The 24,612-nt window shown below is 70.6% G+C and carries 22 protein-coding genes and 1 riboswitch; of the genes, 16 read left to right on the top strand and 6 right to left on the bottom strand.

Translation table 11 applies throughout. The features are described 5' to 3' along the window. The first annotated feature begins 74 nt into the window (after window positions 1-74). The 9 genes from ACWA15_RS17495 to mnhG all read left to right on the top strand — a co-directional run bounded on the left by ACWA15_RS17495 (window position 75) and on the right by mnhG (window position 9,307). A complete protein-coding gene (locus tag ACWA15_RS17495) occupies window positions 75-704 on the top strand; it encodes a TM2 domain-containing protein (RefSeq protein ID WP_464056869.1) in 630 nt (209 codons plus the stop codon). A gap of 46 nt (window positions 705-750) precedes the next feature. After that, a complete protein-coding gene (dcd, locus tag ACWA15_RS17490; protein WP_464056867.1) occupies window positions 751-1,326 on the top strand; it encodes a dCTP deaminase in 576 nt (191 codons plus the stop codon). A 5-nt stretch (window positions 1,327-1,331) separates the two neighbouring features. Continuing rightward, window positions 1,332-2,411 (top strand): hypothetical protein, encoded by a 1,080-nt coding sequence (locus tag ACWA15_RS17485; RefSeq protein WP_464056866.1) that lies wholly within the window; start codon window positions 1,332-1,334, stop codon window positions 2,409-2,411. A gap of 151 nt (window positions 2,412-2,562) precedes the next feature. Then, window positions 2,563-5,748, top strand: coding sequence for a Na+/H+ antiporter subunit A (locus ACWA15_RS17480; protein WP_464056865.1), 3,186 nt, complete (start codon window positions 2,563-2,565; stop codon window positions 5,746-5,748). After that, entirely contained in the window at window positions 5,745-6,215 is a 471-nt protein-coding gene (locus ACWA15_RS17475; protein ID WP_464056864.1) for a Na(+)/H(+) antiporter subunit C, read from the top strand. The genes ACWA15_RS17480 and ACWA15_RS17475 overlap by 4 nt, the downstream gene beginning before the upstream one ends. Then, on the top strand, window positions 6,212-7,837 hold the full coding sequence (locus ACWA15_RS17470; protein WP_464056863.1) for a Na+/H+ antiporter subunit D: 1,626 nt from the start codon (window positions 6,212-6,214) through the stop codon (window positions 7,835-7,837). Before ACWA15_RS17475 ends, ACWA15_RS17470 begins: the two co-directional genes overlap by 4 nt. Then, entirely contained in the window at window positions 7,834-8,466 is a 633-nt protein-coding gene (locus ACWA15_RS17465) for a Na+/H+ antiporter subunit E (protein WP_464056861.1), read from the top strand. The genes ACWA15_RS17470 and ACWA15_RS17465 overlap by 4 nt, the downstream gene beginning before the upstream one ends. Further along, window positions 8,463-8,900 (top strand): MrpF/PhaF family protein, encoded by a 438-nt coding sequence (locus ACWA15_RS17460; protein ID WP_464056859.1) that lies wholly within the window; start codon window positions 8,463-8,465, stop codon window positions 8,898-8,900. The genes ACWA15_RS17465 and ACWA15_RS17460 overlap by 4 nt, the downstream gene beginning before the upstream one ends. Continuing rightward, window positions 8,897-9,307 (top strand): monovalent cation/H(+) antiporter subunit G, encoded by a 411-nt coding sequence (gene mnhG, locus ACWA15_RS17455; RefSeq protein ID WP_464056857.1) that lies wholly within the window; start codon window positions 8,897-8,899, stop codon window positions 9,305-9,307. The genes ACWA15_RS17460 and mnhG overlap by 4 nt, the downstream gene beginning before the upstream one ends. A 127-nt stretch (window positions 9,308-9,434) precedes the next feature. Here mnhG and ACWA15_RS17450 read toward each other — a convergent pair whose 3' ends face one another. Together ACWA15_RS17450 and ACWA15_RS17445 are read right to left on the bottom strand one after the other, a co-directional pair. Then, a complete protein-coding gene (locus ACWA15_RS17450) occupies window positions 9,435-10,439 on the bottom strand; it encodes an alpha/beta hydrolase (protein ID WP_464056856.1) in 1,005 nt (334 codons plus the stop codon). 193 nt (window positions 10,440-10,632) lie between these two features. Continuing rightward, window positions 10,633-11,697 carry an LppM family (lipo)protein gene (locus ACWA15_RS17445; RefSeq protein ID WP_464056855.1) on the bottom strand — a complete coding sequence of 355 codons (1,065 nt, stop codon included), beginning with the start codon at window positions 11,695-11,697 and terminating at the stop codon, window positions 10,633-10,635. A 447-nt stretch (window positions 11,698-12,144) separates the two neighbouring features. Here ACWA15_RS17445 and nrdD point away from each other — a divergent pair, with 447 nt between their 5' ends. The 4 genes from nrdD (at window position 12,145) to thiC (ending at window position 19,623) form a co-directional block, all read left to right on the top strand. Continuing rightward, entirely contained in the window at window positions 12,145-14,418 is a 2,274-nt protein-coding gene (gene nrdD / locus ACWA15_RS17440; protein WP_464056853.1) for an anaerobic ribonucleoside-triphosphate reductase, read from the top strand. Beyond that, window positions 14,411-15,013, top strand: coding sequence for an anaerobic ribonucleoside-triphosphate reductase activating protein (gene nrdG, locus ACWA15_RS17435; RefSeq protein WP_464056852.1), 603 nt, complete (start codon window positions 14,411-14,413; stop codon window positions 15,011-15,013). The genes nrdD and nrdG overlap by 8 nt, the downstream gene beginning before the upstream one ends. Window positions 15,014-15,175: 162 nt before the next feature. Further along, window positions 15,176-17,806: an ATP-dependent chaperone ClpB gene (gene clpB / locus ACWA15_RS17430; protein ID WP_464056850.1), complete on the top strand. Its 2,631-nt coding sequence runs from the start codon at window positions 15,176-15,178 to the stop codon at window positions 17,804-17,806. 41 nt (window positions 17,807-17,847) lie between these two features. Beyond that, a riboswitch (TPP riboswitch) is annotated at window positions 17,848-17,960 on the top strand. After that, window positions 17,950-19,623, top strand: coding sequence for a phosphomethylpyrimidine synthase ThiC (gene thiC / locus ACWA15_RS17425; RefSeq protein ID WP_464056849.1), 1,674 nt, complete (start codon window positions 17,950-17,952; stop codon window positions 19,621-19,623). (Overlaps the previous riboswitch by 11 nt.) On the opposite strand, the gene ACWA15_RS17420 is transcribed toward thiC, so the two are convergent. After that, window positions 19,613-20,536 carry a septum formation family protein gene (locus ACWA15_RS17420; RefSeq protein ID WP_464056848.1) on the bottom strand — a complete coding sequence of 308 codons (924 nt, stop codon included), beginning with the start codon at window positions 20,534-20,536 and terminating at the stop codon, window positions 19,613-19,615. The two genes, thiC and ACWA15_RS17420, sit on opposite strands and share 11 nt — an antisense overlap. A gap of 207 nt (window positions 20,537-20,743) precedes the next feature. Here ACWA15_RS17420 and trxA point away from each other — a divergent pair, with 207 nt between their 5' ends. Continuing rightward, the gene (trxA, locus tag ACWA15_RS17415; RefSeq protein WP_464056847.1) at window positions 20,744-21,106 is read left to right on the top strand and encodes a thioredoxin; all 363 of its coding nucleotides are present in this window, start codon (window positions 20,744-20,746) and stop codon (window positions 21,104-21,106) included. Next, on the top strand, window positions 21,103-21,504 hold the full coding sequence (locus tag ACWA15_RS17410; RefSeq protein WP_464056845.1) for a DUF302 domain-containing protein: 402 nt from the start codon (window positions 21,103-21,105) through the stop codon (window positions 21,502-21,504). Before trxA ends, ACWA15_RS17410 begins: the two co-directional genes overlap by 4 nt. 275 nt (window positions 21,505-21,779) lie before the next feature. Here the strand turns inward: ACWA15_RS17410 and ACWA15_RS17405 are convergent, their stop codons facing one another. The 3 genes from ACWA15_RS17405 to ACWA15_RS17395 are packed head-to-tail and all read right to left on the bottom strand — an operon-like array spanning window position 21,780 to window position 23,723. After that, window positions 21,780-22,754 carry a M48 family metalloprotease gene (locus tag ACWA15_RS17405; protein WP_464056844.1) on the bottom strand — a complete coding sequence of 325 codons (975 nt, stop codon included), beginning with the start codon at window positions 22,752-22,754 and terminating at the stop codon, window positions 21,780-21,782. Continuing rightward, a complete protein-coding gene (locus ACWA15_RS17400) occupies window positions 22,751-23,197 on the bottom strand; it encodes a BlaI/MecI/CopY family transcriptional regulator (protein ID WP_464056843.1) in 447 nt (148 codons plus the stop codon). The genes ACWA15_RS17405 and ACWA15_RS17400 overlap by 4 nt, the downstream gene beginning before the upstream one ends. Next, entirely contained in the window at window positions 23,190-23,723 is a 534-nt protein-coding gene (locus ACWA15_RS17395) for a hypothetical protein (protein WP_464056841.1), read from the bottom strand. Before ACWA15_RS17395 ends, ACWA15_RS17400 begins: the two co-directional genes overlap by 8 nt. Before the next feature lie 80 nt (window positions 23,724-23,803). Between ACWA15_RS17395 and ACWA15_RS17390 the strand changes: the two genes are divergently transcribed. Next, window positions 23,804-24,610, top strand: coding sequence for a DsbA family protein (locus ACWA15_RS17390; protein ID WP_464056840.1), 807 nt, complete (start codon window positions 23,804-23,806; stop codon window positions 24,608-24,610). Window positions 24,611-24,612 lie beyond the last annotated feature (2 nt).

Genomic DNA, 24,612 nt, shown 5'->3' with positions numbered 1-24,612 from the left:
TGTGCGTAGACGATCATACCCATACGACGGGAGCGTGCGAAGTGAGTACGACGCCAGGCTACGGAGAAACCCCTGTGGGCTCCGATCCGGAACAGCCCGAGTGGCTGCGCAAGGCCTTCGACGGACAGCCCTCCGGCAGCTCTCCGTACGGCGCCCCGCAGTACGGAGACGCTGACGACTCGCCCCGGACGCAGAACCCCTACTCCGGCGACGGCCCGGGCCAGTCCTCGAGCTTCCAGGGCCAGAACGCGGGCGCTCAGTCCGCTCCCGACCAGGGGAGCTACCCGCCCCCCGGCGGCTACCCCGCCCAAGGCGGCTACCCCGCGCAGAGCGGCTACCCCGCGCAGAGCGGCTACCCCGCCCAAGGCGGCTACCCCGCGCAGAGCGGCTACCCCGCCCAAGGCGGCTACCCGGCCCAGGGTCCCTACCCGCCGCCCGGATCCCCGTGGGCTCCCGTCGACCCGTACGCGAAGTCGCGCCTGGCCGCAGGCCTGCTCGGGATCTTCCTCGGGGTGTTCGGCGTCCACCGGTTCTACCTCGGGTACACCGGCGTCGGCATCACGATGGTGCTCCTGACGGTGCTCTCCTTCGGGATCCTGTCCCCGGTCACGTCGATCTGGGGCTTGGTCGAGGGAATCCTCTACCTCACCGACAAGACCGGGAACTACTCCCGTGACGCGAGCGGTCGTCCGCTCCGCGACTGACCGACCCCGTGCCGGGCACCAGCCCTCGATCCGCTACCGTGGGCTGGTGCTGCTCTCCGACCGCGACATCCGCGAAGAACTCAACCTCGGCCGTGTCCGTCTCGAGCCCTATGCGCCGGAGATGATCCAGCCGTCGAGCATCGACGTCCGGCTCGACAAGTTCTTCCGGCTGTTCGACAACCACAAGTACCCCTTCATCGACCCGGCCGCCGAGCAGCCTGACCTCACCCGCAGCGTCGAGGCCGAGCCCGGCGACCCGTTCATCCTGCACCCGGGGGAGTTCGTGCTCGGCTCGACCTTCGAGGCCGTCACCCTGCCCGACGACGTCGCCGCGCGCCTGGAGGGGAAGTCGTCCCTGGGCCGCCTCGGCCTGCTGACCCACTCCACGGCCGGCTTCATCGACCCGGGGTTCTCCGGGCACGTGACCCTCGAGCTGAGCAACGTCGCGACGCTGCCGATCCTGCTGTGGCCCGGGATGAAGATCGGCCAGCTGTGCTTCTTCCGGTTGTCCTCCCCGGCCGAGCACCCCTACGGCTCCGATCGGTACGGCTCGCGGTACCAGGGCCAGCGCGGCCCGACGGCGTCGCGCTCGTGGCAGAACTTCCACCGCACCGACATCTGAGCGCCATGCCCATCTTCCCTGACGCCGTCGAGCTGACCCCGCTGCCGACCGTGTCCCCGCTGCCGGGCGCCGGCCCCCGCGCCCGCCACCTCATCGGGGTGGGCGACGACGTCGATCCGTCCGAGGTGGAGACGCTCGCCCTGGCCCGGTTCCCGGCCGCCGCGTGGGAGGTCCCACCCGTCGAGGAGCGGACGGCCACCGGTGGTCGCCTGCTCCCCGGGGTGCTGCGGGTCTCCCGCCACATCCTCCTGTCGGGGCCCTACGCCCCCCGCGCCGAGGACGGATCCCCGCTCGGCTTCACCCCCGACGTCCAGATGGTGTACGACGTCGTGTGCCCGCGTGAGCGCGGCGCGGTGCCCTATCCGGGCGGAGACCGCGACGGTCTCGGTCGGGTCTTCGCGGACGGCCTGCCCGTCCGGAGTGAGTGGCGGGTCGCCTGCTGGTTGGTCGCGGTCGGTCGCCGGCTCGGCGGGTCGGTGTCTTTCGAGGTGACCCCCGGTGCGCGGACCATGATGTCCCCGGACCCGGCGGTCTCGGTCGACCTGACCGTCTACTCCGACGTGTGGCTCGACCCGTCCGCGGCCGAGCGTGTGTGCCAGGACGCCCATGCCGGTGCCCACCTGGCCAGCTCCGGCCAACCGTGGGGGGGACCCCCGCCCACCGCGGGCCAGGTCCCCGCGTTCGAGGGCTCGACCTTGACCCCCGACGAGCTGTACGCGCTCCACGCCCGCGCGGACGCCTTCGACATCGAGGTGCTGAGCGGCCCGCAGACCTTGAGCAGCTACGCGGTCGAGGTGGACCTGGGCGGGGACGGCATCGTCTCGGTCGAGGTGGGCGGGATCGACACGCCTCCCGTCGTGCTCCGCGGCCTGGAGTGGGCCGAGCAGGGTGCGGTGACCTACGAGGTGCGCTGGTCCCCCGTCGACCTCGTCGACTGGCAGCGGGAGATCCCGTCCTTCGACCATCGCCTCTCCCGGACCCGGGCCACCGGGGTCGTGGCTCAGCTGGCCCGGGCCATCTTCGCCGCGGTCGGCGGGGAGGTCTCCGACCAGGACGACTTCCTCGTCGACCCCGAGGACGTCTAGCCCCGGTTCCCGTGGCCCGCCTGGTCCGCGACTGTTGATAAACTCCTGACCACACAACTTCACCCGCTAGTCAGCCGTGCGCGCGTGCCTCGATCGGCGTCGTCCTGGCCAGAACTGACCGACCACCGCCCCCAAACAGGACGGAGCGGACGTGCTTCTCTTGCTCGTTGCCCACGCTGTCTTGGCACTAGCTGCGCCCGCACTGGTCTCCTGGATGGGCCGCCGCGCCTTCCTCGTCATGGCACTCGCGCCCGCCTCCGCCTTCGTCTACGCCCTGAGCTGGACGGGCCGCGTGATGAACGGTGAGCACCCCACCCAGGTGATCGAGTGGATCCCCACCATCGGCCTGAGCCTGTCCTTCCGCATGGACACCCTGACGTGGCTCATGCTGCTGCTGGTCGGCGGCGTCGGCGCCCTCGTGCTCGTCTACTGCTCGGCGTACTTCGCGGCGGCGGCGTCGGGGCTGCGCAAGTTCGGCGGGATCCTCACGGCCTTCGCCGGCGCGATGGTCGGCCTGGTCACCGCCGACGACATGCTGCTGATGTTCATCTGCTGGGAGCTGACGACCGTCTTCTCCTACCTGCTCATCGGCCACTACCACGAGCGCAAGGCGAGCCGCCGGGCCGCTATGCAGGCGATCATCGTCACCACCGCCGGTGGCCTGGCGATGCTCGTCGGCGTGGTCATCCTCGGCCAGACCGCTGCGACCGGCTACAGCCTCTCCGGGCTCATGGCGAACCCGCCGCAGGGCGCCGCCGTCACCGCCGCAGCCGTGTGCCTGCTGGTGGGCGCGGCGACCAAGGCCGCGCTCATCCCGACGCACTTCTGGCTGCCCGCAGCGATGGCCGCCCCGACCCCGGTCAGCGCGTACCTGCACGCCGCCGCGATGGTCAAGGCCGGTGTCTACCTCGTCGCCCGCTTCGCTCCCGCCTACTCCCACCTGTCCGTGTGGGTCACGATCGTCATCGTCCTCGGCTGCGGCACGCTGCTGCTCGGTGGCTACCGCGCGCTGCGCCAGCACGACCTCAAGCTCATCCTCGCCTACGGGACCGTGTCCCAGCTGGGCCTGATCGTGCTCCTGGTGGGCCTGGGCACCCAGGCGGCGGCGCTCGCCGGCCTCGCGATGATCGGCGCGCACGCGATGTTCAAGGCGGCGCTCTTCCTCACCGTCGGCATCGTCGACGCCGCCACCGGCACCCGTGACCTGCGTCGCCTCAACGGGGTGGGCCGGGCCCTGCCGCTCACCGCGGTCGCGGGCGTGCTGGCGACCGCGTCCATGATCGGCTTCCCCCCGCTCGCCGGCTACGTCGCCAAGGAGGCAGCCCTGGAGGCCCTCGTGCACGACGGCGTCCCGGTGGGCCCGGCCTGGGTGTCCACCCTGGTCGTGGCGGCGGTCGCGGTCGGCTCGCTGCTCACGGTGGCCTACGGTCTGCGCTTCGTCTGGGGAGCCTTCGCGACGAAGAAGGAGACCCCGGCGATCCCGATCATCCCGTGGACGGTCGACGGGCACGAGGTCGAGACGGCCATGATCGACCCGGCGCAGATCAAGAAGCAGCCGCCGCTGCTCGTCGGCCCGGCCCTCGTCCTGGCGCTGCTGGGAGTGGTCACCGCGGTCGCCCCGAGCGTGGGGGAGCGGTTGCTGTCCCCGTACGCCGAGACCTACGGCGTGGGTGAGCCGGGACACCTGACCCTGTGGGGCGGCGTCGGCCCCGCGCTGCTGCTGACGGTGGCGATCCTCGGCCTGGGCGCGGCGGCGTTCTGGCGGCGCCGCAGGGTCGAGCGCTTCCAGGCCTCGCTGCCCCACCCGGTCGAGGCGGACCGTGTCTACCGGCGGTTCATGCGCCTGCTCGACGACTTCGCGGCCGACGTCACCGCCCTCACCCAGCGCGGTTCCCTGCCCTTCTACCTCGGCGCGATCCTCATCGTCCTGGTGATCGGGCCCGGCGGGGTGCTGCTCACCCAGACCTCGCTGCCCGAGCGGGTCCGGCTCTGGGACAGCGCCGCGCAGGTGGCCCCGGTCCTCATCATCGTCGTCGCCGTGATCCTGGCCGCACGCTCCCGGCGGCGGCTCAAGGCGGTCCTGCTCATGGGTTTCGCCGGGTACTCGGTCGCCTTCCTCTTCCTCCTGCACGGAGCCCCGGACCTCGCCCTGACCCAGGTGCTCGTGGAGACCGTGACCCTCGTGATCATGGTCCTGGTGCTGCGCCGGCTCCCGCCGTACTTCTCCGACCGCCCCCTCGCCCTGAGCCGGTGGGTCCGGCTCGCCATCGCCGTGGTCGTGGGCTTCGTGGTCATGGGGTTCGCCCTGGTGATCCCGGGCGCCCGGATGCACGAGGCCGTCTCGGCGAAGTTCCCCGAGGAGGCCTACGAGTTCGGCGGCGGCAAGAACATCGTCAACGTCACCCTCGTCGACATCCGCGCGTGGGACACGATGGGGGAGATCTCGGTCCTGCTCGTCGCGGCGACCGGCGTCGCCTCCCTCATCTTCCTCAGCCGCCGCGGCGGGGAGATCTTCCGGGCCCAGAACATCACCAACGACACGATGAAGACCTACCGGGTGTGGGCGTCCCAGACCGAGGCGGACGCCCAGGCCGGGGTCCCCGCGCACTTCAAGGGCCGGGCGACAGCGGTGGCGCTGGCAGCGGCCGGGTCGACGTCCACCGTGGCCGACGCCGGGAAGTCGGCCACGCCACAGCGTCAGCGGTCCTGGCTGCCCGGGGGCAAGACGCTCGCACCGCTGCGTCGGTCGGTGATCTTCGAGGTGGTCACCCGGCTGCTCTTCCACTCGATGATCGTCTTCGCGGTGTTCCTGCTCTTCTCCGGGCACAACGCGCCCGGAGGCGGCTTCGCGGCCGGGATCGTCGTCGGCATCGCGCTCATCGTCCGGTACCTCGCGGGCGGACGGTACGAGCTCGGCGAGGCGCTCCCGGTGCAGCCGGGTCTGCTGCTCGGGACGGGACTCTTCCTCTCCGCCGGGGTGGGGCTCGGCGCGCTGATCCTCGGGGGCGAGGTGCTGCAGAGCGTCATCGTCCAGGTCAACCTGCCGGCCTTCGGCCACGTCAAGCTGGTCACCTCGCTGTTCTTCGACCTCGGGGTGTTCCTCGTGGTGATCGGCCTGATCCTGGACATCCTGCGCTCGCTCGGCGCGGAGATCGACCGCCAGATCGACATCGCGCTCCCGGAGTCCTCCTTGTTCGCCGCGGGCGCGCCTGCGGCTGAGAAAGGGGCCTCGATCATGGCGACCACGACGACCCCCGACCCGCCGAGCTCCGTCCCACCGACCCCCGTCCCGCCGAGCTCCGTCCCGCCCCGCTCCGACGAAGGGAGCCAGCCATGATCGACATGAGCCCCAGCGTCGTCCTCGTGGTCGCGATCGGCGCCCTCTTCATCACCGGCGTCTACCTGCTCCTGGAGCGCAGCCTCACGCGCGTCCTCATCGGCTTCATCCTCATCGGCAACGGCGTGAACCTCCTCTTCCTCGTCTCCGGCGGACGGGCCGGCGGCCCGCCGATCATCGGACACACGCCCCCGGAGGAGATGAGCGACCCGCTGCCCCAGGCGATGGTGCTCACCGCGATCGTCATCACGCTCGCCCTGACCGCCTTCGTCCTCGCCATGGCCTACCGGTCCTGGCAGCTGCACGGCCACGACGAGGTGCAGGACGACCTCGAAGACCGCCGCATCGTGCGTCTCGCGGCGAAGAACGCACCGTCGTACAACGACAACGACTCGATCGAGGACACCGAGACCATTGACGAACAGGCCGCCGAGGCTCGCGACGAGACCGGGAGCGGTGTCGGATGAGTGAGTTCACCTGGCTCGTGCCGCTGCCCGTCGTCATGCCTCTGTTCGCCGCGGGGCTGACCCTGGCCCTGTACCGGCACCCGCGCGCCCAGCGGATCATCTCCGTCGTCGCGCTCTCCCTCATGGTCGTGGCCGGCGCTGCGCTGCTGGTCCTGGCCGACTCCGGCCCGGTCGTCGTCGACATCGGCGGCTGGGCCGCTCCGGTGGGCATCGACCTGGTCGCCGACCGGCTCTCCTCGCTCATGCTCACCGTCTCGAGCACGGTGCTGCTCTGCGTGCTCCTGTACTCCCTCGGTCAGGGCATCACCGACGGGGACGAGGCCGCACCGGTCTCCATCTACCACCCGACCTATCTGGTGCTGGCGGCCGGCGTCTCGAACGCCTTCCTCGCCGGCGACCTCTTCAACCTCTACGTCGGCTTCGAGATCCTGCTCGCGGCGAGCTACGTGCTGCTCACCCTGGGTGGCACGGGCGAGCGGATCCGTGCCGGGTCCATCTACGTCGTGGTCGCGCTGCTGTCCTCGCTGATCTTCCTCGTGGCGATCGCGCTGGTCTACGCGGCCACGGGCACCGTGAACCTGGCCCAGCTCGCCCAGCGCCTGCCCGAGATCGACCCGAGCGTGGCCCTCGTGCTCCAGCTGCTCCTCCTGCTGGCCTTCGGGATCAAGGCGGCGATCTTCCCGCTGTCGGCCTGGCTGCCGGACTCCTACCCGACCGCGCCCGCGCCCGTCACGGCCGTGTTCGCAGGACTGCTCACCAAGGTGGGCGTCTACGCGATCATGCGGACCCAGACGCTGCTCTTCCCCGACGGTCGGCTGGACACCCTGCTCATGTGGCTCGCGCTGGCCACGATGGTCATCGGGATCCTGGGTGCCGTCGCCCAGAACGACATCAAACGACTGCTGTCCTTCACGCTCGTCAGCCACATCGGCTACATGCTCTTCGGGATCGCGCTGGCCAGCCGGGCCGGGCTGGGCGCCTCGATCTTCTACGTCGCGCACCACATCACCGTCCAGACGACGTTGTTCCTCGTCGTCGGGCTCATCGAGCGCCGGGGCGGCACGACGTCGCTCGAACGCCTGGGTGGGCTGGCCAAGCTCGCACCCGGGCTGGCGATCCTGTTCTTCATCCCGGCGATGAACCTCTCCGGCATCCCTCCTCTGTCGGGATTCCTCGGCAAGGTCGGCCTGCTCCAGGCGGGCGTCGCCCAGGGCACGTCGCTCGCGTACGCGCTCGTCATCGGCAGCGTCGTGACCTCGCTGCTGACCCTGTACGCGATCGTCAAGGCGTGGAACAAGGCGTTCTGGCAGACGCCGCCCGAGGCGCTCCCCGAGGCGCACCTGCCCGGGTCGATGGTCGGCCCGACGGCGGCCCTGGTCGGCCTTGGCCTGCTGCTCACGGTGGTCTCCGGTCCGCTCTACGCCTACGCCGACCGGGCCGCCGGGACGATGATGGAACCGGCGAACTACATCGACGCGGTCCTGGACTCGACCGGGCGGGGGCAGGGGGACTCGACGGACACCGTCGAGGAGACCACCTCCACCGACGTGCCCACCGACGTGCCCACCGACGTGCCCACCGACGAACCCACCGACGACGCGACCCTGGGAGGAGAGTCATGACCTTTCGCCGCCGACGGACCAAGCTCACCGCGCAGTGGCCCGCGATCGTGGGGCTCACCGTCGTGTGGGTGCTGCTCTGGGGGAACGTGAGCTGGGGCAACATCATCTCCGGCGCCCTCGTCGCGGTGGTCGTCACCGTCGTGATGCCGCTGCCGACCATCGGCTTCCGCGGCCGGGTCCGCCCCCTCGCCGTCCTTGCGCTCTTCATGCGGTTCGCCGCTGACCTGGTCCGCGCCTCGATCCAGGTGAGCGTGCAGGCCTTCCGCTTCGGCCACACCCCGCGCGGAGCGGTCGTCGGGGTGCACCTGCGCAGCTCGTCCGACCTCTACCTCACCCTCGTGGCCGAGCTGAGCACCCTGGTCCCGGGGTCGCTCGTGATCGAGGCGCACCGCCTCACCGGCATGCTCTACCTCCACGTCCTCGACTTGGAGAACTACGGCGGCGTCGAGAAGGTCCGCGACGACGTCCACGCCCTCGAGGCCCGGGTGCTGCGGGCGCTCGCCTCGGACGAGGAGCTCGCCCTGGCCGGGGTGGCCCGGACCCGCCGCGGCCAGAAGGCCCTCGACGCGCAGCGGGACGCCCAGCCGGCGCTCCAGGATCTCGATCGCACCAGGAAGGATCCGTCATGACCTTCGTCGCGATCGTCAGTGCCGCACTGCTGCTGGGAGCGGCCGTCCTGGCGCTCATCCGCGCGGAACGCGGGCCGAGCATGCTCGACCGCACGGTCGCGCTCGACGTGTTCGTCACGGCCCTCGTCGGCGGGATCGTCCTGGAGTCGGCGATGACCGGACGGACGGACACCCTGCCGGTCCTGGTCGTGCTGTCGTTGGTCGGCTTCGTCGGCTCGGTGTCGATCGCACGGTTCGCCGCGGCCGAACCCAAGGGTGAGGGCCGGGTGCGCACGGTCGAGGAGATCGCCCTCGAAGAGGCCAAGCGCGAGGACAAGGACATCGACCACCCGCTGCTCGCGCAGGACCCGCGGGACCTCAACGAACCCAAGTACCCCGGTGGTGTGCGTCCCGACACCGGCCACGCACCGCCGGAGAAGGCAGGCGAGCGATGAGCTGGATCCTGGTAGCTGACGTCGCGGCGGGCATCTGCCTCGTCTCGGGGGCGTTCCTGGCCTTCGCGGCCGGAGTCGGCGTGCTCCGGTTCCCGGACCTGCTGGCCCGCATGCACGCCGGGACCAAGCCTCAGGTGCTCGGCCTCATCCTGCTGCTCCTCGGGGAGGCGCTGCGGGTGCGCAACCTGCAGGTCTTCGGCATGCTCCTGCTCATCGCGATCTTCCAGCTGCTCACCGCCCCGGTGGCCGCGCACATGGTCGGCCGGGCCGGCTACCGCACGGGCAAGGTCCGCAGCGACCTGCTCGTCGTCGACGAGCTCACCGCCGACCACTTCCAGCCGGCGGTGCCCACCCCGCGAGCCGAGGTCGACCACGGCCTCGACAACCCCGCCCCCCGCAAGGACTGACCCGCTCGCCGACCGACCGCGCGCGTCCGCCGAGCTCGTGAGAGGTTCGCCGAGCTCGTGAGCCAGGCCCGTGTCCGGCTCCGGATTCCGGGTCGCTCACGAGTTCGGCGACGTGTTCAGGGAGCGGTCAGAGGTCTGTCGCTGGCCGGGGGGTGTGTTCGGCGAGCCAGCGGAAGATCTCGGCGAAGTAGGCCGACCGGGCAGGCTCGGGGGAGAGCGAGAGGTCGTGCATGCCGCCCGGGACCGCCACGACGGTGACGTCCTCGCCGAGCCCGGGGGCGCGGGCCTGGATCTGGGCGGGGTCGAGCACGCTGTCTGTGCTGGTCAGGGCCGGGTGCCAGTGCTTCGGGTCCCCCGACGCGTCGGAGGTCAGGACGAGGACAGGGCAGGTGATCGCGAGACCACGGGCGATCCGGGCGTGGCCACGACGGATGGCCCGTACCCAGCCGGCACGGGCCGGGAAGCCCTCGTGGGGCTTGAGGGTCAGGTCGTAGTCCCACTCCCCTCCGGTCGCGGAGTGCAGGGACCGGCCGTAGTACGGGGCCACCGCGCCGACCTGCAGACGGGGTCGCAGCGGACCGAGGAGGTCGACGGCCGGCGCGACCACGTTGCGGGTGAACCAGGGTTCGTTGAGATCCAACCAGGGGCTGTTGAGCACGAGGGCGTCGATCACGGGGACCGCACCCGGCCGGGTCCGGGCATCCGCCCACAGGCTCGTGACCAGACCACCCATGGAGTGCCCGACGACGACGAGCTCGTCGTGGTGCTCGTCGGCGCGGATGATCCGGGCAGCCTTGTCCAGCTCTTCGGCGTAGTCGGAGAGCTGGGCGATGTAGTTCGGGGTGTGATGCGGGCGCAGCGACCGGCCGTACTTGCGCAGGTCGAGGGCGTAGAAGTCGTAGCCGTGCGCCTCGAAGGCGTCGGCCATGTGGGCCTGGAAGAAGTAGTCCACGAACCCGTGCACGTACAGGACGGCTCTCCTGGTGGAGGGGCCGGCGGCACGCCGCACGAGGGTCGCGACGACGTCGCCCTCCTCGTCGGGGGCCAGCTGGAGGGTGCGAGCCACCCAGTCGTCGCCGAGGAGATCAGGCTCCCAGACGACCTCGTGTCCGGGTGGGGTGCGGGGGTCCATGGCGGTGGCTCCAGACGGCAGCGGTTCAAGGGTGCAGAAGGTGTGCGAACCCCAGTGTGGCGGGTGGAGCCCCAGCGTGCCGGGTGGAGCCCCGGGGAGAGGGGCACCAACGACCGAGTGGCCCGTCGCATGCGACGGGCCACTCGGGTGTGCGGTCACGGCCCTCACGGGCGGCGCGGTCCGCGAGGACTGCTTACGGCTTGCCCCACTGAGGCGGCTCAGGCTGACCCTGCTGGGGGGACTGGCCGGGCTGGCCCTGCTGGGGCGCCTGCGGCTGTCCCCACTGCTGGGGTGCCTGGCCCGGCTGGCCCTGCTGAGGTGCCTGGCCCGGCTGCTGGGGCTGACCCCACTGCTGGGGTGCCTGGCCCGGCTGGCCCTGCTGAGGTGCCTGCGGCTGTCCCCACTGCTGACCCGGCTGGCCCTGCTGGGGCGCCTGCGGCTGTCCCCACTGCTGGCCCTGCTGGCCCTGCTGCGGCGCACCGGGAGCGCCCGGTCCCTGCTGGCCCGGCTGGCCCCACGGCTGCGACGCGTTGTAGGCGCCGGGAGCGCCCGGTCCGCCCTGTGCACCGGACTTGCGGTTGCGCAGGATGAGCCAGGTGACCACGCCGATGATGGCGAGCACGGCGAGACCGATGCCGACCGGCAGGATCCAGCCGGCTCCGTCGTCGTCCTTCTCGTCAGAGTCGGCAGCGGAATCCGTCGCCTCGTCGGTGGCCTCGTCCGTGGCCTCTTCGGTGGCTTCCTCGGTCGCCTCGTCCGTGGCCTCGTCGGTCGGCTCTGCCGCTCCGCCGGAGAGTACGGAGGACGCGGTGTAGTCGAGGTCGGATGAGCCGTTGCCGGACCACTCGACGGTGTAGTCGTCGATGAGCGTGCCGTTGTGGTCGACCACCTCACCGGGGAAGGTCACGGTGGTGGTGATCTCGATGAGATCGGTCTGCTCGGGCGTGAAGGTCGACGTCACCATCGTGATGGGGTACTGCAGATCGAAGTACACACCGTCGGAGTCTGCGGTGAAGACCCCACGACCGAACATGCCGACGTCGTCCCCGGGGATGTCGGAGCCGGTGATCTCGACACCGGCGAAGCCGTCCGCCTGGTAGTCGGCGACGACGAAGGCCTCGATGCCGGGCTGCAGGGCGAACTGCTCGTTCATGAGGGCGATGAACGACTCTGGTGTCTGTCCGGCCGTCGCGAGCTCGGTCTCGGACGCCGCCATGATGAGTGCCATGTCGTAGGTGCCGTCGTCGTTCACTGCCATGTCCGTGGTGACCTTGCCGCAACCGGCCAGCGCCAACACGAACAGGGCCGCTCCTGCAACCCAAGCCAGGGGTTTCCTGCGCATCCGTATCTCTCTCTCAGTGTCCCGGGGTAAACCCGGTGGTGAAAACGTTCCGCGAGCACTGTTTCACAGCCGACACCCAAAAGTCCTGCGGCTCGGCGGGGGAGGGCAGTTCTCCCCACCGACCGTCCCGACGGCGGCAGAGCCCACGCAGAGCCCACGCAGAGCCCAACGCAACCCCGCCCGCCGGGGCGAGCGTCGGCCCTCGTGCTGCGGCCTGATCCCCGGTGTCCGGGACCAAAGGCCCAATGGCGCGACGGCCACCATATGTAGTGTTGCGATTCTGCAATGAACACTACATATGGGTGTCGGACGCCTGTGGTGGCGATCTGGCACATCGCCATCGCCTCAAGGAGCCCTGTCCTCGTGAAGAACACACCCTCCGCCCTGCCGGCCCTGCGTGCGGGCCGTACCGGAATGATGGTCGCCAAGCGCGACGGCCGCCGCCTCGAGTTCGACGACTCACGGATCTACGCGGCGCTCGCCAAGGCCTTCACCGACGTGCACGGGGAGCTCGACCCGCTCATGCACCGCACGCTGACCCACCTGGTGGCCCGCATCACCAAGGAGATCGGCGAACGCTTCACGGTCGACGTGAAGATCTACGAGATCCAGAACGTCGTCGAGCACGTGCTGCTGGACAGCAAGGAGTACGACGTCGCCGAGGCCTACATCAGCTACCGGACCCAGCGGGACTTCGCCCGGAGCAAGGCGACCGACATCGACCACTCGATCCTCAAGCTCATCGGCAAGGACCAGGCGGTCGTCAACGAGAACGCCAACAAGGACAGCGACGTCTTCAACACCCAGCGGGACCTCACCGCCGGGGCGGTGGGCAAGGCGATCGGCCTGAAGATGCTGCCCTCCCACGTGGCGAACGCGCACCAGAAGGGGGACATCCACTATCACGACATGGACTACCACCCCTATGCACCGATGACCAACTGCTGCCTGATCGACTTCCCGACCATGCTCAGCCAGGGCTTCCGGATCGGCAACGCCGAGGTCGAGCCGCCGCGGTCGATCCAGACCGCGACCGCGCAGATCGCGCAGATCATCGCCAACGTCGCCTCCAGCCAGTACGGGGGGTGCTCGGCCAACCGGATCGACGAGCTGCTGGCGCCGTATGCGCGCAAGAACTTCGACAAGCACCTCGTCGACGCCCGGCGCTGGATCTCCGACGAGGCCGCCCACCACGGCTACGCCGAGGAGAAGACCCGCAAGGACATCTACGACGCGATGCAGAGCCTCGAGTACGAGATCAACACGCTGTTCACGTCCAACGGGCAGACGCCTTTCACCTCGCTGGGCTTCGGCCTGGGCACCGACTGGTTCGAGCGGGAGATCCAGAAGGCGATCCTCGCCATCCGCATCGACGGCCTCGGCAGCGAGAAGCGCACGGCGATCTTCCCCAAGCTCATCTTCACCCTGCGCCGCGGGCTCAACCTCGACCCGACCGACCCGAACTACGACATCAAGGAGCTCGCGCTCGAGTGCGCGACCAAGCGGATGTACCCCGACGTGCTCAACTACGACAAGCTCGTCGAGCTCACCGGCAGCTTCAAGGTCCCGATGGGGTGCCGGTCCTTCCTGCAGGGCTGGCAGGACGCGGAGGGCAACGACATCTCCGAGGGGCGGATGAACCTCGGGGTGGTGACCCTCAACCTGCCGCGGATCGCGCTCGAGGCGCGCGGGAGCAAGGAGACGTTCTGGAGCATCCTCGACGAACGGCTCAGCACCACCCGTGACGCGCTGCTCTACCGGATCGAGCGGTGCGCGGAGGCGACCGCGACGAACGCGCCGATCCTCTACATCTTCGGTGCCTTCGGGCAGCGTCTGGCGCCCACCGACCCGGTGAACACCCTCTTCAAGGACGGCCGCGCGACGGTCTCCCTCGGCTACATCGGCCTCTACGAGGTCGCGGCGGCCTTCTACGGCGGGGCCTGGGAGAACGACCCCGAGGCCAAGGAGTTCACCCTGGACATCCTCCGCGAGCTGCAGCGCAGCGCAGCGGCCTGGACGCGTGAGCACCACTACCAGTTCTCCGTCTACGCGACGCCGAGCGAGTCCCTCACCGATCGCTTCTGCCGGCTCGACAAGGCGAAGTTCGGGTCGGTCCCCGACATCACCGACAAGGACTACTACACGAACTCCTTCCACTATGACGTGCGCAAGAGCCCCACCCCCTTCGAGAAGCTCGAGTTCGAGAAGGACTACCCCCAGCACTCCTCCGGTGGATTCATCCACTACTGCGAGTACCCGATCCTCCAGCAGAACCCGGCCGCCCTCGGCGCGGTGTGGGACTTCGCCTACGACCGGGTGGGCTACCTGGGCACGAACACCCCGATCGACCGGTGCTACGAGTGCGGGTACAGCGGCGACTTCGACGCGACAGCTCGCGGTTTCGAGTGCCCCGAGTGCGGCAACGCCAACCCGGCGACCTGCGACGTGGTCAAGCGGACCTGCGGGTACCTGGGCAACCCCCAGGCGCGCCCCATGGTGCACGGGCGCCACAGCGAGATCGCCTCCCGGGTCAAGCACATGCCGGGCGCCGTGGGAACTCTCGCAGGCGGGGACCCCGTGCCCGACGCCGGCAGCCCGGCCGCCAGCACCGGCGTCGGGCAGGCAGGCCGTGCCTGACCCCCGTCCGGGGCAGTGGCTCTCGGAGAAGCTGAGCCAGCACCACGTCGCCGACTACAAGCCCGACGTCTTCGTCGACGGCGAAGGGGTGCGGTGCAGCCTCTACGTGAGCGGGTGCCCCTTCGCCTGCGTGGGCTGCTTCAACGAGGCGCTCTGGAGCTTCCGGTACGGCCAGCCCTACACCCGTGAGCTCGAGGACCGGATCATCGCGGACCTGTCCAAGGACTACGTCCAGGGGCTCACGCTGCTCGGGGGGGAGCCGTTCCTCAACACCGAGGTGTGCCTCGCGCTCGTCACGCGGGTCCGAGCCGAGCTCGGCGACACCAAGGACGTGTGGTCCTGGACCGGGTACACCTTCGAGGAGCTCCTGCTCGAGAGCCCTGACAAGCTCACCCTGCTCAACCAGGTCGACGTCCTCGTGGACGGCCGGTTCGAGCTGTCCCAGCGCGACCTCAGCCTGCAGTTCCGGGGCAGCCGCAACCAGCGGGTGCTCGACGTCCAGCGCTCGTTGAGCGCGGGCGCGGCGGTCGGGTGGGCGAAGAGCCTGGACGCCGAGCGGACCTACGAGCAGATCGAGAGGCGCGCCCTGATCTAGGTGCCGGGCGGGTCTGCGGGCCGCCCTGGGAGGGGAGCCTTGGGTAGGAAGTACGGTGGCGAGACAGAGTTGAGTGGAATACGCTCAAGTTTGAGGATGTTGGCGACAGTAGATCAGCTCGACATCAGCCAGACATCGGCTCGCACGTCAGACGGAGGACCCATGGATCTCAACCTCACCACTCTCGCCCAGGAAGCGCTCGCCGGGGCCATCCAGAGCGCGACCGCCGCAGGCAACCCCCAGGTGGAGCCGGTCCACCTGCTCGACGCGCTGCTGCTCCAGCAGTCCGGCACCACGCCCGGGCTGCTCAAGGAGGCCGGGGTCGACGCCCAGGCCGTCGGCGCCGCGACGCGCCGCGCCCTCGTGGCGCTGCCCACGGTCTCCGGCTCCGCCGTCGCGCAGCCCACGCTCTCCTCGGCGATGTCCGCGGTGCTGCAGCGCGCCCGCAAGGAGCAGGCCGACCTCGAGGACGACTACATCTCGACCGAACACCTGCTGCTCGGCCTCGCCGCCGCGCCGTCCCCGGCCGCCGACCTCCTCAAGAGCGCCGGCGCGACCCGCGACAAGCTCGCCGCCGCGGTCCCCGTCGTGCGCGGAGGCAAGCGGGTGACCAGCGCCAACCCGGAAGGCACCTACGAGGCGCTGGGCAAGTACGGCGTCGACCTCACCGAGGCAGCCCGCGAGGGCAAGCTCGACCCGGTCATCGGGCGTGACTCCGAGATCCGCCGGGTGGTCCAGGTGCTCAGCCGCCGGACCAAGAACAACCCCGTGCTCATCGGTGACCCCGGTGTCGGCAAGACCGCCGTCGTGGAGGGACTCGCCCAGCGGATCGTCGCCGGCGACGTCCCCGACTCCCTCAAGGGCAAGCGCCTCATCTCCCTCGACCTGGCGGCCATGGTCGCCGGCGCGAAGTACCGCGGGGAGTTCGAGGAACGCCTCAAGGCGGTCCTGGAGGAGATCAAGGGGTCCGACGGCGAGATCGTCACGTTCATCGACGAACTGCACACGGTCGTCGGCGCCGGCGCGGGCGGCGAGGGCGCGATGGACGCGGGCAACATGCTCAAGCCCATGCTCGCCCGCGGCGAGCTGCGCCTGGTCGGCGCGACCACGCTCGACGAGTACCGCCAGCACATCGAGAAGGACCCCGCGCTCGAGCGCCGGTTCCAGCAGGTATTTGTGGGCGAACCGTCCGTGGAAGACACGGTCGCGATCCTGCGCGGGCTGAAGTCCCGCTACGAGGCGCACCACCGGGTGACCATCTCCGACGCCGCGCTCGTCGCGGCCGCCTCCCTCTCCGACCGCTACATCACCGGCCGCAAGCTCCCCGACAAGGCGATCGACCTCGTCGACGAGGCGGCCTCACGGCTGCGGATGGAGATGGACTCCTCCCCGGTCGAGATCGACGTGCTCCAGCGCGCCGTGACGCGCCTGGAGATGGAGGAGCTCGCGCTGGAGAAGTCCGACGACGAGGCCTCCCGCGCGCGCCTGGGCGCGCTGAGGGCCAACCTCGCCGACCGCAAGGAGGAGCTCGTCGCGCTCAACGCCCGCTGGGCCGCCGAGAAGGGCGGCTTCAACCGGGTGGGAGAGCTGCGCGAGAAGCTCGCCGACCTCGACACCCGCGCCGCACGCGCCGAGCGGGACGCGGACCTGGAGACGGCGTCGCGCATCCGGTACGGGGAGATCCCGGCCCTGGAGCGCGAGCTGGCCGACGCCGAGCGTGCCGAGATCTCCGAGAGCACCGAGAGCTCCGCCGACCGTCCCGCCCCGCTGGTGGGCGACAAGGTCGACGCCGACGAGATCGCCGAGGTCGTCTCCGCCTGGACCGGGATCCCGGCCGGGCGGATGCTCCAGGGCGAGAGCGAGAAGCTGCTGTCCATGGAGAAGGTCATCGGCGAGCGGCTGATCGGGCAGAAGGCCGCCGTGGCGACCGTGGCCGACGCCGTCCGCCGGGCGCGGGCCGGGGTCTCCGACCCCAACCGGCCCACCGGCTCCTTCCTCTTCCTGGGCCCCACCGGCGTCGGCAAGACCGAGCTGGCCAAGGCGCTCGCGGACTTCCTGTTCGACGACGAGCGCGCCATGGTGCGCATCGACATGTCCGAGTACTCCGAGAAGCACTCGGTGGCCCGCCTCGTCGGGGCGCCCCCGGGCTACGTCGGCTACGAGGAGGGCGGCCAGCTCACCGAGGCGGTGCGACGTCGCCCCTACTCCGTCGTGCTCTTCGACGAGGTGGAGAAGGCCCACCCGGAGGTCTTCGACATCCTGCTCCAGGTGCTCGACGACGGCCGCCTCACCGACGGCCAGGGCCGCACGGTCGACTTCCGCAACGTCATCCTCGTGCTGACCTCCAACCTTGGCTCCCAGTACCTCGTCGACCCGCTGCTCGACGCGGGCGCCAAGCGCGCCTCGGTCATGCAGGCGGTGCGGGAGGCGTTCAAGCCGGAGTTCCTCAACCGGCTCGACGACGTGGTCCTCTTCGACCCCCTCGACCTGGACGAGCTCGGCTACATCGTCGACATCCAGGTGACCGAGCTCGGGCGCCGGCTGACCGACCGCCGGCTCGAGCTCGAGGTCACCGACGCAGCCCGGGAGTGGCTGGCGATCGAGGGCTTCGACCCGGCGTACGGGGCGCGCCCGCTGCGCCGCCTGGTCCAGCGCGAGATCGGGGACCGGCTCGCCCGCAAGATCCTCGCGGGAGAGATCGCCGACGGCGACCACGTCGTGGTCGACCGCCCGGTGGACGGAGCCGACGGCGTAGACGCAGGTCAAGGTCTTGTGCTGGAGGTCCGTGGCTGACTCTTCGACGTGTGGTGGTGTGAGGTACTGTGCCTGCACAACCACATACCCACGGGAGTTCGCAGCAGCGAACTGAGAGGGCGGCTCACGCGCCGCCGACCGTTTGAACCTGTTCGGATCATGCCGACGTAGGGAGACGCTCGATGAGCAGCAGTGCTGTGCGCAGATCAGTGACGACCGGACCCATCACCGGGTCCACGAAGATCTACACCCCGGTCGCCGGGGCTCCCGGGCTCCGGGTCCCCGGCCGCCGGGTGCACCTCACCAACGGCGAGCACCTCGACCTCTACGACACCTCCGGGCCCTACACCGACTCCGCTCCCGGTGCGCTGCCCATCGACGTGGCCGCCGGTCTGGCGCCGGTGCGCAGCAGCTGGCGACGCCCGGACCCGGTCCAGGGCGCCGCCACCCAGCTGGCCTGGGCGCGGGCCGGCGTGGTCACCGACGAGATGCGCTTCGTCGCAGCCCGCGAAGGGGTCCCGGTGGAGCTCGTGCTCGACGAGGTGGCCCGCGGACGGGCGGTGATCCCCGCCAACCGCAACCACCCCGAGTCCGAGCCGATGATCATCGGCAAGGCCTTCGGGGTGAAGATCAACGCCAACATCGGCAACTCCGCGGTGACCTCCTCGATCGAGGAGGAGGTGGAGAAGATGGTCTGGGCGGCCCGCTGGGGAGCTGACACCTTGATGGACCTGTCCACCGGGAAGGACATCCACGAGACCCGGGAGTGGATCCTGCGGAACTCCCCGATCCCGGTCGGGACCGTCCCGATCTACCAGGCGCTCGAGAAGGTCAAGGGGGACCCGACCCTCCTCACCTGGGAGGTGTACCGGGACACCGTGATCGAGCAGTGCGAGCAGGGCGTCGACTACATGACGGTGCACGCCGGGGTGCTGCTGCGGTACATCCCGCTGACTGCGGCCCGGGTGACCGGGATCGTCTCGCGCGGCGGGGCGATCATGGCTGCCTGGTGCCTGGCCCGCCACGAGGAGTCGTTCCTCTACACCCACTTCGCCGAGCTGTGCGAGATCCTGCGACGCTATGACGTGACCTTCTCCCTCGGGGACGGGCTGCGCCCGGGGTCCATCGCCGACGCCAACGACGCCGCCCAGTTCGCCGAGCTGGCGACGCTGGGGGAGCTCACCAAGGTCGCCAAGTCCTACGGCGTGCAGGTGATGATCGAAGGTCCCGGGCACGTGCCCATGCACAAGATCGTCGAGAACGTCCGCCTCGAGGAAGAGCTGTGCGAGGAGGCGCCGTTCTACACCCTGGGCCCGCTGGCCACCGACATCGCACCCGCCTACGACCACATCACCTCGGCGATCGGGGCGGCGATCATCGCCCAGGCCGGCACCGCGATGCTCTGCTACGTCACTCCCAAGGAGCACCTGGGGCTGCCGGACCGCGACGACGTCAAGACCGGCGTCATCACCTACAAGATCGCCGCCCACAGCGCGGACCTGGCCAAGGGGCACCACCGGGCGCAGGAGCGCGACGACGCCCTGTCGAAGGCTCGCTTCGAGTTCCGGTGGAACGACCAGTTCGCGCTGTCCCTCGACCCCGACACGGCCCGGGCCTTCCACGACGAGACGCTGCCCGCCGAGCCGGCCAAGACCGCGCACTTCTGCTCGATGTGCGGGCCGAAGTTCTGCTCCATGCGGATCTCCGCCGACGTGCGCGAGTACGCGGCGGCGCAGGGGCTGACGACCGTCGAGGCGATCGAGGCCGGCATGGCGGAGAAGTCGAAGGAGTTCGCGGACCGCGGGAGCAAGGTGTACCTGCCGCTTGCTCCCGGGCCCGGTCACATCAGCGGATGAGGCTGTCCGTGAGCTCCTCGTCGGGGCTCGAGGCGATGCACAGGCCCTTGCGGTCGCCTTCGCTCCAGGAGTCCTCGCTCGGGGTCCATACGAGGAACTCGAGAGTCTCCGGCACCGTGTCGGAGGTGATCGACTTCCCGGGGCAGATCCCGGTGGTCTCCTCGATGGTCTTGGCGGTTCCGGGGTACCTCTCGCCGGAGAACGTCTTCGCTGCGACCACCTGGGCGTCGTGAGCGTCGTCGCACGGCACGACGGTCACGTCGGTCACCGCGTCGTCGGTGGGCAGGGACAGCAGGCAGTTGCCCACGGTGAGCTCACGCGCGTGCGCGGTGGTCTGGGCGTCGACGTCCTTGGGCAGCGACTCCACGTCTGAAGACGACAGCAGGAAGAAGACTCCGACGGCGGCTCCGAGGAGCACGAGTGCGCCGATCACGGAGACGATGATGATCACGGTCTTGTTCCCCGAGCCGCCCGCGGGAGGCTGCGCGCCCCACTGGCCCTGCGGGGGGTACTGGCCCGGCTGGGCGTACTGGCCCGGCTGGCCCTGGGGGGCGTACTGACCCGGCTGGGCTTGCTGGGGGTACTGACCGGGCTGGCCCTGGGGGGCGTACTGACCGGGCTGGGCCTGCTGGGGGTACTGACCGGGCTGGCCCTGCTGGGGGTACTGACCAGGCTGGCCCCACTGCTGGCCGGGCTGACCCTGCTGACCAGGCTGGCCCCACTGCTGACCGGGCTGACCCTGCTGGCCAGGCTGTCCCCACTGCTGACCGGGCTGACCCTGGTGCGGGGCGGCCCACTGCTGCGCCGGTCCTGGCGGGGAGAACTGACCCGGCTGAGCGAACTGACCTGGCGGTGGCGGTCCCGGGTTCTCCGGGTCGACCGGGCCTGGCGGAGGGGGAGGGACTGAGGTCACGGGGCGCTACCGCCTTCGATCTGCGTCCGGAGAAGGGACGGGTGGATTGTCGTGTCTGAAGACTAGCGTCGGTTGCCCCAGAGTTGGCTCAGGGGACCGTCGACCCCCTGCGGAATATCCCAGCGCGCGGTACGTTATACCCCCAGGGGTATCCACCGGATTCGCCTCGCACCACTTCCGTTCGCACCGCACCCGACAGGAGAGACCATGACCACCGTCAACCTCACCCAGTCCACCTTCTCGGACACCGTCCTCAAGTCCCCGATCGTCCTCGTCGACTTCTGGGCCGCCTGGTGCGGCCCGTGCCGCAGCTTCGCACCCGTCTTCGAGGCCGCCTCGACACAGCACCCCGACGTCGTCTTCGGCAAGGTCGACACCGAGGCCGAGCAGGCCCTGGCCGCTCAGGCGGACATCACCTCGATCCCCACCCTGATGGCCTTCCGCGAGGGCGTCCTCGTGTTCGCCCAGCCCGGCGCCCTGCCCGCCAAGGGCCTGGAGCAGGTCATCACCGCCGTGAAGGCGCTCGACATGAACGATGTGCGAGCCAAGATCGCCCAGGGGGCGTCATGACCTACGGGATGAGCGTGACCCTCGACCAGCCCTTCGGTGCCACCGTCGCGGCCGTGCGCGCGGCGCTCGGCGAGCAGGGCTTCGGCATCCTCACCGAGATCGACATGGCCGCGACGCTCAAGACGAAGCTCGATGTCGATGTCGCGCCCCAGGTCATCCTCGGGGCCTGCAACCCGCCGCTCGCCTACCGGGCGCTGCAGGCCGAGGCGTCGGTCGGCCTGCTGCTGCCGTGCAACGTCGTGGTCCGCGCCGTCGGCGACGACCGCACCATGGTGGAGGCGCTCGACCCTCTCATGATGGTCCAGGTCACGGGCAACCCGGCCCTGCAACCCGTCGCGGAGGACGCGGCCGTCCGGCTCCGTGCGGCCTTGGACGCGCTGAGCGCCCCGGTGCCCTGACCGTGGCCTGATGGACGCCGGCCACCCCAACCCGCGCCAATCCGCCCGCGAGGTCGTCTGTTCCGCTCGGTTTCGTCCATCCAGAGAGACGACATCACGTGAAACAGACGACCCCACCTCGGTGGATCGGGTCTCGGAGCTCAGCTGCCCGACGCCGCACCGAGGCTGGGGGCGGGTGCGCACACATCCACCTGCCTCCGCGGGCATCAGTGCCCCCGGCGCTGGTCGGTAGCCTGAGGAGGCCCGTCCGGCGTCAGCACGAGGCGCTCACGGCGTCAGCACGAGGCGCTCACCGCGAGCCGTGCGTACGGCAGGGCGACGACGGACACGCCGAGCAGCACAGCACCCAGGTAGCCGCCGACAAGAACGAGCTGCCACCGGGACGAGTGTGTCGGCATCTGCACGAGCCTGCCGGCGCGCCGAGACACACCGACGGTGGCGGCATGGAGCGCGGGCGCCGGGGCCCGCTGCGCCGTGAGCGGCCCGGCCAGTGCCAGCAGCGCACCGGCCACCGCCCGCGTCCCGGTGGCCCGCCGTGCCGCGTCGTCGGCCGCCATCTCCGCGAGAACCGCGACGGCAGTGCCTGCCGCAGCTACCAGGGGAGACCAGCCGAGGACGACCCGCAGATCCGTGAGGATCCCCAGGACGGCGTGGTGGTGCTGAGCGAGGTGCGCGCGCTCGTGCGCGACGACGGCCGTCAGCTCGTCCGGCCCCAAGGCGTCGAGCGCCCCGCGGGAGAGGAAGATGCCTGCGTGGCGGGCGGGCAGGCTGTAGGCGACCCGCTCGTCGGTCGGCAGCACCCAGGCCTCGTGCCCGGAGACCGCGCGGCGGTCTCCGATCGCGCGGGTGGCCCGCACGTGCGCGACGGCGTGGCGACGTGACCGGATCAGTCGCCCGATCGCCCGGGTCAGCAGCGCCCCCGCGAGCAGCGCCGGGGCGACGAGCAGCGCTGCTGCGGGAACGCCGGTGATCCAAGGGCTGTCGGCGAACGGGTTGGCTGCGGCGATGCAGCGTCGGCACACCGTTCCGAGCTGCCCGGGGAGCCCCGGGCCGCCGATGCCCCAGGCCAGGAGCGGACCCAGCGCCAGCAGCCCCAGCGTCCACAGGCCGGCGGCAGCGGTCCACACGACCATGCCGAGCCGCGGTCGCACGGTGAAGATCGGCGCGGCGGACTCCAGGACGCGCGGACCGCCCAGGGCCCCGGCGACGAGCAGCACGATCACGGCTGCGCCGAGGAGCAGCGCAGTCACAGCCCCCCGCGCTCTCCGGCGCCACCGCGTGCGCCCGGACCGGGAGTGTCGTCGAGCAGAGAGCGCAGGAGCGCGGCGTCGTCGGGCGACATCGCCTGGACGAAGTGCAGGAACGACTCGGTGCGGTCGCCACCCGTTCCGAGGGCCTGCGTCATGAGCCCGGCGGCGTAGGCGCTGCGGCTGTGCAGCGGGCGGTAGGCCAGCGTGCGGCCGCTGCTGAACCGCTCGACCATGCCCTTGCGGGTGAGGTTGGTGAGCACTGTCGCGACGGTCGTGTAGGCCAACGACTGCGCCGTGAGCTGCGCCAGGACGTCGCGGGTGCACAGCTCGTCCGGGCAGTCCCAGAGGATCTCCATCACCTGCTGCTCGAGCGTGCCGAGCCGCGGCATGCTCGGCGACCCCGTGCCCGCACCCATGTCGGGTCCCCGTCCGGCGTCAGGCATGAGCGGCCGTCGCGCGCGCCGGGACCGGGCACGCCACCTCCCCGCTCAGCCGCACGATGAGGGCGACCAGCGTCAGGACGAGGGCGGCGCCGGCGAGCACCGGCTGGAAGGGCGCGAACCAGGTCAGCGCCCCGGAGTAGCCCAGGACCAGGAGCGCGAGCTTGTTGCAGACCGGGCAGCCCACGGCGAACCACGCGAGGGCGCCTCCGGCCAGGCCCAGCCGGCTCGTGCGCGCGTCGTCGGCGGGCGCTGGTGCGGGATCGCTGTGACGGTCGTTGCGGACATAGGTCGCCGCGAGCATCCCGCTGAGCGCAGACGTCACGATCCAGACCGGATAGTTCCACGCCACGACGGCGATCTCGCGGCTGAAGACGGGGTTCGGGATGAGCACGGTCGGGATGCCGATGAGGAGTGCGACCGCGACGGCGAACAGCACCGCGGCGACGAGACGACGGGTGCTCCAGCCACGCAGCGCGAGCGCGGCGGACCGGAGCGCCTGCGGCAGGGGAACGAAGGAGAGAGGCATGTGACTACTATGCCTCATAGAACTACTAAGCGTCGTAGTAGCATGCGCCGCACCTCCGACTCTCGACGAAAGACGTGACGATGCCCGCCTCCTCCGCCAACTCCTCCCCTCGACCTGCCGGCGGCCCCGCAGGCCCCGGCCAGAGCTGGTGGCGCCGGTTCGCCTTCCCCGTGCTCGTCGTCCTGATCGCGGTCGCCCTGATCATCGCCGTCCAGGCGCGCGACGGCGACACCCACGGCGACACCGACGCCGCGCAGGGTGGCCAGGGTGGCACCGGTGCACCGGCCGCCCAGGACAACCCCGCCGGTCAGCTCGTCGAGCCCGGCCCGCAGTCGCCGGCCGCGCTGGAGCGCCGCGACCCGGGGGACCCGCTCGCGATCGGTCCGGTCGACGCACCCGTCGTGCTCATCGCCTACTCGGACTATCAGTGCCCGTTCTGCGCGCTGTGGGTCGAGCAGACCGAGCCGCTCATGATGGATCTCGTCGAGTCCGGTGACCTGCGGATCGAGTGGCGCGACGTCAACGTCTTCGGGCCGGACTCCGAACGCGCCGCACAAGCGGCCTACGCGGCCGGCCTGCAGGGCGAGTTCCAGGAGTACCACCAGCTCCTCTTCGCCGGCGGCGAGAAGCGCAGCCCGGACCAGCTGTCCGAGGACGCACTGGTGGGGCTCGCTGCCGACCTCGGCCTCGACGTCGAGCAGTTCACCACCGACCTGCGCTCCCCAGAGGTCGCGACCCAGGTGCAGCGCAACGAGGACGACGGCCTGAGCATCGGCGCGTACTCCACCCCGACCTTCGTGGTCGGGGGCGTCGTGGTGGTCGGGGCGCAGCCGACAGAGGTGTTTCTCCAGGCGGTCCAGGACGAGCTCACCCGTCTGGAGAGCTGACG

The organism is Sanguibacter sp. TS_SC_8 (genome assembly GCF_055361235.1).
The sequence above is the reverse complement of the archived record's forward strand: the minus strand, read 5'-3'. Positions and strand labels throughout refer to the sequence as shown.

Coding starts and splice junctions, on each gene's coding strand:
- ACWA15_RS17390 (WP_464056840.1), top strand. CDS start 23,804: ATGCCCGCCTCCTCCGCCAACTCCTCCCCTCGACCTGCCGGCGGCCCC.
- ACWA15_RS17445 (WP_464056855.1), bottom strand. CDS start 11,697: ATGGCAGTGAACGACGACGGCACCTACGACATGGCACTCATCATGGCG.
- clpB (WP_464056850.1), top strand. CDS start 15,176: ATGGATCTCAACCTCACCACTCTCGCCCAGGAAGCGCTCGCCGGGGCC.
- ACWA15_RS17475 (WP_464056864.1), top strand. CDS start 5,745: ATGATCGACATGAGCCCCAGCGTCGTCCTCGTGGTCGCGATCGGCGCC.
- thiC (WP_464056849.1), top strand. CDS start 17,950: ATGAGCAGCAGTGCTGTGCGCAGATCAGTGACGACCGGACCCATCACC.
- ACWA15_RS17460 (WP_464056859.1), top strand. CDS start 8,463: ATGACCTTCGTCGCGATCGTCAGTGCCGCACTGCTGCTGGGAGCGGCC.
- mnhG (WP_464056857.1), top strand. CDS start 8,897: ATGAGCTGGATCCTGGTAGCTGACGTCGCGGCGGGCATCTGCCTCGTC.
- ACWA15_RS17485 (WP_464056866.1), top strand. CDS start 1,332: ATGCCCATCTTCCCTGACGCCGTCGAGCTGACCCCGCTGCCGACCGTG.
- ACWA15_RS17410 (WP_464056845.1), top strand. CDS start 21,103: ATGACCTACGGGATGAGCGTGACCCTCGACCAGCCCTTCGGTGCCACC.
- ACWA15_RS17395 (WP_464056841.1), bottom strand. CDS start 23,723: ATGCCTCTCTCCTTCGTTCCCCTGCCGCAGGCGCTCCGGTCCGCCGCG.
- ACWA15_RS17450 (WP_464056856.1), bottom strand. CDS start 10,439: ATGGACCCCCGCACCCCACCCGGACACGAGGTCGTCTGGGAGCCTGAT.
- ACWA15_RS17400 (WP_464056843.1), bottom strand. CDS start 23,197: ATGCCTGACGCCGGACGGGGACCCGACATGGGTGCGGGCACGGGGTCG.
- ACWA15_RS17465 (WP_464056861.1), top strand. CDS start 7,834: ATGACCTTTCGCCGCCGACGGACCAAGCTCACCGCGCAGTGGCCCGCG.
- ACWA15_RS17470 (WP_464056863.1), top strand. CDS start 6,212: ATGAGTGAGTTCACCTGGCTCGTGCCGCTGCCCGTCGTCATGCCTCTG.
- trxA (WP_464056847.1), top strand. CDS start 20,744: ATGACCACCGTCAACCTCACCCAGTCCACCTTCTCGGACACCGTCCTC.